Origin of the sequence: Microlunatus endophyticus (assembly GCF_014646195.1) — a bacterium.
In the GTDB taxonomy this organism is placed as follows: domain Bacteria; phylum Actinomycetota; class Actinomycetes; order Propionibacteriales; family Propionibacteriaceae; genus Microlunatus; species Microlunatus endophyticus.
Window position 1 is genome coordinate 54,288 of sequence record NZ_BMMZ01000014.1, and the last position, 11,632, is coordinate 65,919.

Below are 11,632 nucleotides of genomic sequence, written 5' to 3' on the forward strand. Positions count from 1 at the left end.
CATGCAGGTGCGGCTGATGTTCCGAGACAAGCTCTACACGCCCGCCGAAAACCCGCGCTTCGGTGCCGACGATGTCCTGACCGATTTGCAGCTGGAAGATGTTCTTCTCACCATGGCCGGTGGTGATCGCCTGGTGTACCAGGTCGCGCAGGATGTGCTCACCCATCCGCTGACTGATCACGACACCATCACGTATCGCCAACAGGTGCTCCAAGACTGCCTTGAGCGACCAGAGGCGACGGCTGAGCTGTATGGGTTGTGTACCAAAGCGCTGAAGACCGAGCGGTCGGTGTACATCGGCTTCGTCCGAGAGAATCCCAGCGCGATACTGAGTCGTGCGCGCACAGTTCTGAACCAGCTCGTCCCGCACTTGCGCACTCTGGCGACCTTCGCCGGGCAAGAGGTTTCGCAAGTGCGTTCAACGGGGCTCACGTCGCTCTACTCTGGGCTGGTCCAGGACTTGGACGACCAGTTCTTTGAGGATTGCCAGGCCCATCTGCGTCGGCTTGCCTTCTCTGATGGCGTGATCATCGGCCGACGGTTGGGGCCTGGCAATGAGGGTGTCGAGGACCTTCTGCACCCGCCTGAGAAGGCTCCTCTGGTGGAGCGGATGGGGTTGCCGACGCGGACTGCGCTGACCTATCAGATCCCCGCACGTGATGAGGCGGGCGGTGCTGAACTGTCCGCTATCCAAGGACGCGGACTGAACCAGATAGCGAACGCGACTGCTCAAGCGGCGGACTTTCTCCGTTACTTCTTCGAGGCGTTGCAGCGTGAGATCGGCTTCTATCTCGGCGCTGTCCGGCTGCACCGACAGCTGACCGGCTCCGGTCAGCCAACGTGCATGCCGGCGCTACTTGATGAGGACGATGATCTGGTCCGCGGAAGCGAACTTTATGACCCACACCTCCCGCTGGTTGGTGAACGCTCGGTGATCCGGAACGACGTGCCCGCAGGAGCTCGTACGGGGATCGTCATCACAGGTGCGAATTCCGGTGGCAAGTCCACGTTGCTGCGAGCGATCGGGTCTGCCCAGTTGATGGCCCAGGCCGGCATGTTCGTACCGGCCCGGTCCTGGTCGGTGCGGACGACAAGCAGGGTGTTCACCCACTTCGCCCGCGAAGAGGATTCCGGAATGGTCGGTGGCCGGTTCTTCGACGAGCTGAAACGGCTAAGTGAGATCATCGAGCACACCAAGCCGGGAAGTTGGATCCTGATGAACGAAACGTTCGCTGGAACGAACGAGGCTGAAGCCGCCAACCTCGGCGATGATCTGATCGGTGCCCTGCGTGACAGCGGAGTTCCGGTGGTGTTGGTGACACACAACTTTGATCTTGCTGGTCGACTCGTCGAGGCTGATCCGGGACTGCTCAGCCTGCGGGCCGAGCGGCTCGAGTCCGGGCAGCGAACCTTCCGACTGCTGCCCGCCGATCCGCTGCCGACCGCGTTCGGCCGTGACATCTATCAGCGGCTGGCGCCGTGGCCCTACGATCCCGCCCCGGCAGCGGACGCTCGATGACCGTGACGATGATTAGGTGAGAGCCGGATGGCAAACCGAATGCCGCCGGTCACGGGGGCGACCAACGTACCCCGGACAGTTACACACCCCCCATCCCTTGATGCGATTGCCACCCAACTGATCCCTCTGTTGCCGAGAGGCAAACAAGGACCACTCAGCGATGCTGCGCGACGGGCTAGCCGTGGACGGGTTCGTGTCTTGGTGCTCGGCGAGGCGAAGCGCGGGAAGAGTTCCTTGGTCAACGCCTTGTTCGGTGCCGATCTCCTCCCTACCGGCGCCCTGCCTTTGACGTCAGTGGCTACCGTCGTCACGGCCGGCGGGCCGATCGAGGCCAGAGTCCACTTCCGTGATGGGAGAGACCTTCCGATCAGCCTGGATCAAGTGGCTGGCCTGGTCAGCGAACAGGGCAACCCGGGCAACGTGAAGCACGTGGATCAGGTCATGATCGTTGCCCCGTCACGGTTTCTGCCGGACGAGACCGAGGTCGTTGACACGCCGGGTACCGGCTCGATTCACGTGGCAAATAGCGATGAGTCGAGTCGCGCACGAGGCTTGATGGATGTTGCCGTCCTGATGGTGGCTGCGGATCCGCCGGTCTCCGCGGCTGAAATCGCGTTGATGGTAGAGGCAGCCCAAACTGCATCTCGGACGGTCGTCTTGATCAACAAGGCTGATCTGGTCTCGACCAGTGACCTGCCCGCGATCCGCTCCTTCACTGAGCGCGCGCTTAACCGGGCGATCGGAAAGCCGACACCGATCTTTGTGACATCCCTGCGCACCGGCGATGGGCTCGCTGCCTTCGCGGACTGGTTGGCCGGTCAACTTCGACGACATGGATCCTCTGACGCGGTCGACTCGACCGCGCGCGCCTTACGTCGAGCGGCTGACGTGGTTCTCGACGAACTGTCCATCGAGGATAGGCTGCTTCGGGATGAAGCCGACCGAACTGCCGGCGCGGTTCGGGAGTTGAATGACGTGCTTGGCCGGGCGTGGAGATCCGCGATGGCAGCGACGGATGCGCTACGGGGCGAGGCATTGCGGCTCCGGAGAAGGCTTGACGCGGACCACGACAAGCAGGCTGCGTGGGCGCTCGCTCGGGCGCGGCACAGGTTGGATGAAGCCGGTGACCCGCGGGAGAGTCCTGAGCAGGACGCTGAGAGGCGTCGCTCCAGGATGATCAGCGATGTACGCGAGCAGGCAGCCGCGTGGTTCGACGACATGGCTGCCCAGCTCGCTGGCGCGCTGCAGGCGTCGGGTGACGAAGCTATTGCCAGGCTTCGCGACGATCTCGCCGCTGCTCGTCGCACATCCCGGGAACTGCTGGGATTGGAATTGACTGAGCCTGCCCAGCCAGCTCGGACTGACCTGCCTCGTCTTCCTTTCCTAGAGATGCTGCCCGCATCCGACTGGCAGGAATTGATCTCCGTCGCGGTCCTCCGGCACCTACCCGCCTCGATCCGACGTAGTCGGCTCCGGCGAGCATTGGATAGTTGGGCCGAGACGGCTCTGAACCAGCCGCTGGGCCGTAGCCGCTCTGCTCTGCAAGCATGGCTGGAAAGTTCCACCCGGCTCATTGAGCACGACCTGACAGCTGTGTGGGAGGAGCAAATGGCAGCCTTGGAACGAGCAACGGCCGCGGTGCAGCGGCTCGGTGAACAAACTAAGCCGGAGCGGACGAATGAGCTTGAGAAGCTAGCTGGCCGGGCGGCCATAATCCGCAACTTGATGACGCAACTCGAAACGCTGCCGCGCAACGACGACCCGACGCCCTAGGTGAGTTGACCGTACGCAGGTGCGCTGGGCACTGGAGCGACGTGGCACCCTCTGCTGTTATCGAGTCGCTTTGTCGTGAAAGCGGGTCCGCTGGACATCGTTGGCTTCTAGCGGTAGGCGCTCATCCTGCCTCGCCTTCTGCTGCGATCGCCTCGGCTGCGGATTCGGCGGTATCGGGGTCCAGGTAGTGACCTCCGCTGTGTTTGGACGTCAACATCTCGTCCAGGTCGTAGCAGAGCGGAATCCCGGTTGGGATATTGAGGCCAGCTACCTGCGCCGGGGAGAGTTGGTCGAGGTGCATCACCAGAGCGCGCAGCGAATTTCCGTGAGCGACGACCAGTGGTGTCCCTCCGTGGCGAAGCTCGGCTGCGATCTCGTCAATCCAGTACGGCAGTAGCCGGGTTAGGACGTCGGCCAGGCTCTCGCAGGCAGGGATTGTTCGATGGGGGAGGTCCGCATAGCGTGGGTCTGCTCGAAGGTTCTCGAGTTCGTCGGGCGGCATAGGCGGTGGCGGTGCTTCGAACGAGCGTCGCCACAGCCGGTACTGGTGCGTGCCCACTTGGAGCCGGACATGTGATTTTTTGCGGGTCGTGAGTGCGCCGTAGTGGCGCTCGTTCAGACGCCAGCTCCGGTGAACGGGAAGCCAGGACCGGCCAAGATCGTCTGCCACAATCTGAGCGGTGTGGATGCTGCGCCATAGGACGGACGTGTGGATGCTGTCGGGCAGAAGATCGGCGGAGTGCAGGAGCCGGGCCGCCTTGTGGGCTTCCAACTGCCTGATCTCGGTCAGTGCCGCATCAGTCCAGCCGGTGAATTCGCCTGCCGCGTTCGCGGTGCTCTGCCCGTGACGAAGCAAGATCAGTTTGCTCACGAAGTCTCCTTCTGATAGAGAAATTATGATTACTGTGCGCAACTCAGACAGCAGCCGAGCGGCACACTGAGCACATGCAGACCAGGACATGCAGCAGGTGTGCGGTCACGTCGCCGGACGGGCAGACCGGCAGGATCAGCAACAGCTCGGAGAGCCGGACGACCGGCCCATACCGATGCCTTCGAAATGCGGGCGTAGCGGCCGCTTCGCGCTGCGTCATTCGGCGCAATGGTCTAACGCTCGTCGAACCTGGGCTACCGATCGGTACGGCGGCCGGCCCAACGCTACCCAGAGCGGCACTGCAGAAGTGACCAGCGAGCACCGCATTCGAGCCTTGCGCCCCCGTCTTTCACCGTCCCGCGGCGGCGATGTGCCACCGACGGGTCGTGCGGAAAGTCTGATCACGATTGGCACATCGAGGACGGCCACCAGGAAGGCGGTCAGGTGGGTCGGCGACAACGCTGAGAACTGCCCATGAAGCTTGGCCTCGTCGAGTGACGACACGCCAGCGTGAGATGGCGACAGCGCAGGCACGGCCAGAATCTGCCAACTCACCGCTACTGCCATCGGTCGCTCCGCTCAGCGTGGTTTCGCACCGGAAGGTAGAAGCCATCAGCCGAGTCAGTCCTGCTCCCAGCGTTACGCGAGCCTCATCGCGAGTCTTACAGCAAGGACGCTACACGACGCCGCGACCGGCGACGACGGCCCCCGGATCCTCTGATTGTCTGGCAGAGCTTGTTCTGGCAGAGCTCGGTAACTCCGCCCTGCTTGATAACTCCGCATGGCGGTGGGAGACAATAGGCCCAATGGCGATGGGGCTCGCCCAGACCGCCGACGCCGTATTGGGTCGCGCTGATGGCTCCTTGGATCCAATCCTGCCGTGGGTCAGGACGGGGAAGAGGAGCAGACTTGTCATTGCAGGATTTCGCTGGACGGTCGCGATGACGGCTGCAGCTACACCATCAGATCTGCGGGACTACCAACATCGTCGACTGGCGTTGGCTGACATGATTCGAGCAGCGCTGTACGTGGCTCGCTCGCGTGCTGACGACTCGGTCGAGAGACATGCCCGAGCACTCTTGGCGCGGCTGGCCGAGGATCGCCTTCGGCTGGCTGTTGCCGGTCAGTTCAGCCGAGGGAAGACGACACTCATGAACGCCATCCTCGGCGCGGAATACCTGCCAACTGGAGCACTGCCGATGACATCGGTCGTGACGACCGTGACCTATGGCAGCGCCGCTCGCGCGACCGTCCGCCGCAGGGACGCAGCGCTACCGATCGATGTTCCACTAGATGAACTCGCCGACTATGTTGCGCGATCGGGCAGCCGCCGTTCCGTGCTGGAGGTGGTGAGCGCCGACGTTGAGGTACCGGCGAATTTGCTACGACTGGGATTCGCGTTTGTGGACACCCCCGGTGTCGGCTCAGAGGACGAGCTGAGCACGGCCACCACCCGACAGTACCTTCCGCAAGCTGATGCTGCGGTGTTCGTCACAGGGTTCGATTCACCGCTGACCGCTACGGAGCTGTCATTCGTATCCGAACTGCAGCAGCGCGTAGGACGCCTGTTCGTTGTGATCAATAAGCGCGACCTGGTGTCGTCAGATCAGGTCGCAGAAGTCGAGAGCTACGTCTCCGAGCGTCTGGCCGAACGGGACGTGAGCGGTCAGTCGGTCCACTCAGTGTCGGCCCTGAAAGCTCTGCAAGCCCGGACAGCCGGCGACCATCAAATGTTGGCAGAGAGCGGACTCCCGGCGCTCGAAAAGGACCTTCTTGGGTTCTTGACGCGGGAGAAGGCGCAGCTGTTGTTGGACCGTGCCGCACAGCGCGCCGAAGAGCTTGTCGCTGACCTTCAGCGGGATCTGCGACTAGGCGAGCTTGGGTCGGACGTCGAGACCGCGAACGAGATCACGCATCGGGTAGAGACCGAGGTCGCCGGGTTGAGGGCACAAGTGGCCGACACAGTCGTCCGGCTGGATCAGACAGCCTCCCAGGCACTGTCACGGCTACTGCGGGCCCGCCGAGCATCGTGGCGTGCCGAGTTGCACAGCGAACTGTCTCGGACAACAGATGACATGATCCGGATTGTGGATGAAGGTTCTCCAGAAGGCCGTGAGGGTAGTGATGTCAGCTCTGCAGACATCGCAACCCTGTTGACGCGTTCCACCCAACCGACCTATGAGGCCTGGTGGAACAAGCACGTGGCCGCGACACGAGAGGCGCTGACCACCGCCGCCGCGGAGCTGATCGGAGACCTCACCGGGACCGATGGCGCAGTGGTCGCAATGGGGCGGCGGGCGGCTGAACTGTCTGGCGATCGACCGTCGGACGACCAAGGGTGGTCGGTTGCCGATGTTCCGTGCTTCAGTATTGCGCCAGCCACCTGGACGATCCCAGTTGACTTCGGCCGCCGTGCACGTCGGCGCGGACCGACGACGGAGGAATTTCAGGCTGCGACAGCAACCGGCATCGAGCTGGCTTCTGATCGCGCTCTCGCCGAGCTACATGACCGGCTCGTTGCAGCCATCCCGCGCTGGGTCGAGCGGTTTGCCGATGTTGCCAGACATGACGTCGACCAAGCGGTAACCCGCTTCAGGCACCAACTCACCGTCCCTCCGAGCGACACTGACCGACAAGCTGTGGCGGATCTGGCGACTGGACTTCCCACGTTCCGCACGGGCCTCCGTGATCTTGTCGACGACACATCCCCCGTCGCGGTCGAGGCTGTTGATCCCAGAGGAGCGATGCCATCGCCTGCGACAACCAGGCAACTGCCCACCAACGGGGCGCTGACGTGTGTGATCTGCAGCCGCTTACAGCGCGCGCTGTCTGAGGTGCTGAGCCACGAACAATTTCGACTCGCGACGATGCAGCGAGCGCAGGCTGAACATGCGAGCGAAGGAGGGTTTTGCCGCCTTCACACCTGGGAGTACGCGGCGATGGCTTCCCCGGTCGGGATCTCGGCCGGCTACGCCCGCCTAGCGGAGACCCTCGCCGCGGCCCTCGATGAGGTGGCCGCGCAGCGGCCAGCAAGCCTGGATGTGCCGACAACCGGCAGGGAATTCGCGCCGGATCTTGCGAGGGCGGTCGGAGAGCAGGTCACGCGGACCGATAGCTGCCGTGTCTGCATCGAGCTCGCACGGGTCGAGGCCGAGCAAGCGGCAATCGTCGCGCACAGTCCGAACCCCGTGCAGGAAGCAGCAATGACGGGTGGTGATAGGACGCCGGTACTGTGCCTGCACCATCTTGCGGCGGTTCTTGCCGCCCGGCCTGATACCCACCGGGCGAGGACACTGACACGTGCGCTGGCCGCACAGCTCCATCGAGCCTCCGAAGACATGAGATCGTTCGTGCTGGCCCGAGAAGCAATCCGCCGTGGCCTCATCACCACCGAAGAGAACAAGGCCTACGAGGACGTGCTCCGGCTCATAGCGGGCCTACCAGCCCTGGCCCGCCCCTGGAAACAGTCCGAGGACTGAACTGATCGCCGCCGCGCTGCGAAGCCTCGCATCAGACTCGCCACCAGCGCGAGGAAAACTTATGTCGTGCGGCCCCTGTCTGACTGCGGTGTGCCGAGCGGGTGCTATCGGGCATTTCACGAGCGTCCGAAGCCGCTAGCAGACCCACACAAGGTCACGAAGTCTGCGGGCCGTGGACGAGCCGCACCCGGCCGGCACTGTCAGGGACCAGCAGCGATGGGATCGGCAGTGCGGGGTATGGCAGACGGAATCGTGATCCACGACGAACAGCAGCCCCGTGAATGCAGTGCCTGTCAGCGGCACCACGTCGATTGCTATCATGATCAACGACGGCGATGGAGTTCGCCTGGCACGCTCCAGGATCCAAGTTGAGATCTGAAGTGGCTCGCCGAACCGCAGCTTGCTGATAACTCCTACCTGGATAGACGCGTCACTGAACGTGTCAGCAGGAGGAGAAGTGCTGGGCGCAAAGAAAGCACGAGCATCCCGCCGACTTCACCGGTTGCTTTCTACCCCTCGTAGCGGCAGTGGCAGTCCTCGCGCTGACTCAGGAGCGATTGGCAACAGCCATCCCAATCGCCATGCCGGCAGTATTCGGCGCTGCATCTGCCATGTTCATCGCTTGCCGCCGGTAGGTCTGGGCGAGCGAGCTGTCGATCAGCGGACAAGCGCCTGCGGGCTCAGGCGTGTGGCTGTGGCTCAAGATCGTCTAGCGTCGTGTCACGCCAACCACCAGCCAGGGCCATGCCGCCTTCCGATCCGCTGAGCGACTACCGGATAGTCGTGCAACTCCAAGCGGGATCGGGCGAGGTCGCGAATATGCGCCTGCTGCTGGTGGCCGACCTACTTCGACGGTCGATCGAAGGCATCCGACGGCGCAACACAGCCTTGGTTCTCCTAACCAATGACAGACCTCCCACGACGCGGCGGTCTGAGCAGGGGATCTACCTCCCGCCTGGAGGATTCCAAGTCAAGTCCGCCCAGTTGTCCACCGGATCGGCCGAAGTTGCCATGGCATTCTCCAGTGGCTCCTTCGACACCATCATCACCTCGAGCCGGCCGGCCGACCAGCTGGCTGGACGACGAATACTTCGAGTCGGGGCAGTCTCGAGCCATGCCGGTTCCGCCCTCCACGAAATCGTGGCCGACCTCATCAACGAGGATCCGCTCGCTTTGAAACTTGCCCTCCTGCGGTTTCACCACGAAAGCCCGGCTGAACTGTCGAGAGCTCGTGCACACCGTGCCATCGAAACGTTGCAGCGCTGGCGGTTCAAAGTCGCCGGATGGCACGACATGCCCCGCACCAAACCGGCCCAGCAGCTCCTCACCATGCAGCGAGCGCTAGCTACCAATCTCGACAGCGCGACAGTTCTCAATCTGATGCACAGAATCGAAACCGACCCGAGACAACCATCCGGCTACAAGTACGCCGCCTTCCGCGACATCGACCGCATCCTCGCCCTCAATCTCGGCTACCTCATCGGCAAGCGGCGAGGCTAGCGATGCGACTGCACCAGTCAAAGCACTCAACTACATGGGGCCAACTACACTGGACATACATTGGCGATGGGACTCGCCAGGCCGGAACAGGCCGAATGCCACCTTGGCTGATGGTTCCTGCGAACAGGCAGGCGACAACCATGAGCAATAGCACCCAGTCCAGCTGTTTGAGGGTGCACGTGCAGGGTCTCGGGCGGCCGATCTGGCTACCACCGACCGGCCACGGCAACCACGTTCCCGACACTGCGTGGATAGCAATTCTCGACCTCAGTTGTGCCGAGGCGGCCGACGATCTGCTAGCCGAGTTTGCGCAGAGACGGGTCCCCGCCTACACCGCTCCGGTGCGGCCCACACGACCCGATACCCACCGGGTTTGGGTCGGCGCCGGCTCGTACGGAACGGCGGTCAATCTACTCGTCCAGATCCTGCCGGGACTCATCAGCCGGCGAGGACAGTCGGTGATCCGCTAATGGCTGTTGCAGAGCGCCGCCGACGCGGTTCAGTGGTGTTGAAGGTGTCCGGTCTGCGGCGCGCCTTCGGACCGGTGACCATTCTGGACAAGTTCAATCTCGAGGTGCGCGAGGGCGAGGCCGTCGCGCTCACCGGACGTAACGGCGCCGGCAAGTCCACCTTGCTGCGCTGCCTGGTGGGCGCCGACAAGCCCGACGACGGCACCATCGAGGTCAACGGAACCAAGCTCACCGAGTCCGCGGTCGAGATCCGCCGCGACATGGCCACCGTCATCGACGACCTGGACTTCTTCCCCGACCTGAGCGTCGTCGAGCACCTCGACCTGCTCGCGCGGGCGCACGGGCTGACCGATCCGGAGCCGGTCGTGGACGAGATCCTGCATGAGGTGCAGTTGATCCCGCAGTCCGGCCAGCTGCCGGGCACCCTGTCAACTGGCCAGCAACAGCGACTCGCCCTGGCGACCGCATTCGTACGCCCCCGCAAGCTGCTCATTCTCGACGAGCCCGAGGCCCGACTCGACAGCGAAGGCATCCGATGGCTTACAACCCGCCTACGACAGGAACGAAACAACGGGCTGGCAATCGTGTTCGCCAGTCACGATCTGTCGCTCGTCGACGGCGTCGCCACCCGGACTGTGCACCTGAGCGTGATTGGAGCGGAAGATGGCCACGAAGCGCTCGAGGGCCTGACCCAGTCCGGTCCGGGTCAGCCCACCGATTTCGCGAAGAAGGATCTGCGGCAACCGGTCAACAATCAACAGGCGAAGAAGCCAAAGCCAAGTCACGGTCGCCGTCCTAAAGGATCGCAGAGCCATCGCCGTCACCGGGGATGACGCGGCTCCGCGGAGATCCCCGCACCCGGAGTGACGTTCCGGCGGTGCGATCGACGGCCAGTGAGGTATTTTCCTGTCGGTGGTTTCGACGTCGCCTGCGGCGCGGAGATTGATCTCGTGATACCGCGTGGACGCCGACGGTGTGAATTGTGTCTTCGCCGATGATCACTCTCCGACGCGGCCTTCTGATCATCGACGGCGGTCTCTCATCCAGCACCCGAGACCGCAGCCATATTCGACCTGTGGCTCCTCAACGAACGACGCCGCCTCTCTGTGTGGAATGACTCTTTATGGGGCGTCGGCAGCCGGCGAGCTGCGCACGTTGACCCGACGCCATATCAGTGCCGGGCTCACCCCACAGACAGCAGCCAGCTCCCGGTAGGTTTCGCCTGCCGCGTGGCGATCACACAGCTCCACATCGGACAGGGGCAGCGCACGGGGGCGGTTTCTTCGCCGACCGGTCAGCTCGCCGTCGCGGAAATGCCTGAGGATAGGCTCCGGATCCAGATCTGAATCTGCTGCGATTTCGATCGCCATCTTGCGGCACGCGAACATGTCGGCCGGAGGTTGCCCAGACTCTTGGATACCGCCAGAGCGACACAGTGGTGCAGGGGTCGCGTTGGCGTGATGGCGTTGGGCCGTCGTCGAGGAAGCGCCGATGATCTCTGCAATCTCGGCCCAACTCAGATCGAGGTCATCGCGAAGCCGGAGGATTGCTAGCTCACGCTTCGGATCCGGTTGTCGGGTGGGACGACGCGCAATGCCTTCTTTAGCGAGTGCACGACGGACCAATGGCCTGGACACCTGATGCTTGTCGGCCACCTCCTTGATGGATAGTCCGGCCAGGTAGTCGCGCGCCAACGGTGCCGTTGGTTTGGCCGGTCGGCCGGTCCTCATCGACCTGTCGGGTCGGGACCGACTGGATGAAGCCCTCGGTGATCACCACGATCAGGTTGGCCCACACAGATTCTGTCGTTCTGGTTGCCCACCACCGTGCTCGAGCGCCAGCTATTACCCGGCCGCGCATGGTTGTGCGGGAACTCTCGCAGAGAACGAAATCCTCGCCAATATCGACTCAGCCTGGGCATCGTCTTCCTCGTCAGTCGCAGCACATTAGGTCTGCGCGACGACACGACGTGCGACGAGTTGTCGGGAGGGAGCCCGTCAACTCATGCCCCTACTCGTCG

Annotated in this window: 6 protein-coding genes, 1 pseudogene and 2 riboswitches; of the genes and pseudogenes, 5 read left to right on the forward strand and 2 right to left on the reverse strand. The window is 63.3% G+C overall.

The genetic code is table 11. The features are described from left to right. Position 1: 1 nt before the first annotated feature. A complete protein-coding gene (locus IEY07_RS20920; RefSeq protein ID WP_188897532.1) occupies positions 2–1,519 on the forward strand; it encodes a MutS-related protein in 1,518 nt (505 codons plus the stop codon). A 201-nt stretch (positions 1,520–1,720) separates the two neighbouring features. Beyond that, complete coding sequence (locus IEY07_RS20925) at positions 1,721–3,292, forward strand: dynamin family protein (protein WP_229670466.1); 1,572 nt, start codon at positions 1,721–1,723, stop codon at positions 3,290–3,292. A 121-nt stretch (positions 3,293–3,413) separates the two neighbouring features. Here IEY07_RS20925 and IEY07_RS20930 read toward each other — a convergent pair whose 3' ends face one another. Then, positions 3,414–4,163 (reverse strand): 2,3-bisphosphoglycerate-dependent phosphoglycerate mutase, encoded by a 750-nt coding sequence (locus tag IEY07_RS20930; protein WP_229670441.1) that lies wholly within the window; start codon positions 4,161–4,163, stop codon positions 3,414–3,416. Between the two features lie 806 nt (positions 4,164–4,969). On the opposite strand from IEY07_RS20930, the gene IEY07_RS20935 reads away from it, so the two are divergent. The 3 genes and pseudogenes from IEY07_RS20935 to IEY07_RS20945 form a co-directional block, all read left to right on the forward strand. Next, on the forward strand, positions 4,970–7,642 hold the full coding sequence (locus IEY07_RS20935) for a dynamin family protein (protein ID WP_188897538.1): 2,673 nt from the start codon (positions 4,970–4,972) through the stop codon (positions 7,640–7,642). A gap of 322 nt (positions 7,643–7,964) precedes the next feature. Then, a riboswitch (Fluoride riboswitch) is annotated at positions 7,965–8,065 on the forward strand. Between the two features lie 396 nt (positions 8,066–8,461). Continuing rightward, entirely contained in the window at positions 8,462–9,142 is a 681-nt protein-coding gene (locus IEY07_RS20940) for a hypothetical protein (protein WP_188897541.1), read from the forward strand. Positions 9,143–9,195: 53 nt separating this feature from the next. Continuing rightward, positions 9,196–9,269: riboswitch (Fluoride riboswitch) on the forward strand. A gap of 342 nt (positions 9,270–9,611) precedes the next feature. Then, positions 9,612–10,256 (forward strand): annotated as a pseudogene (locus tag IEY07_RS20945) (ABC transporter ATP-binding protein); the annotation flags it as partial. Positions 10,257–10,733: 477 nt separating this feature from the next. On the opposite strand, the gene IEY07_RS20950 reads toward IEY07_RS20945, so the two are convergent. Further along, positions 10,734–11,306, reverse strand: a complete 573-nt coding sequence (locus IEY07_RS20950; RefSeq protein WP_188897544.1) for an RNA polymerase sigma factor sigma-70 region 4 domain-containing protein — start codon at positions 11,304–11,306, stop codon at positions 10,734–10,736. Positions 11,307–11,632 lie beyond the last annotated feature (326 nt).

Excerpts from the sequence above, each read along its gene's own strand:
- IEY07_RS20940 (WP_188897541.1), top strand. The coding sequence starts at position 8,462 with ATGCGCCTGCTGCTGGTGGCCGACCTACTTCGACGGTCGATCGAAGGC.
- IEY07_RS20935 (WP_188897538.1), top strand. The coding sequence starts at position 4,970 with ATGGCGATGGGGCTCGCCCAGACCGCCGACGCCGTATTGGGTCGCGCT.
- IEY07_RS20920 (WP_188897532.1), top strand. The coding sequence starts at position 2 with ATGCAGGTGCGGCTGATGTTCCGAGACAAGCTCTACACGCCCGCCGAA.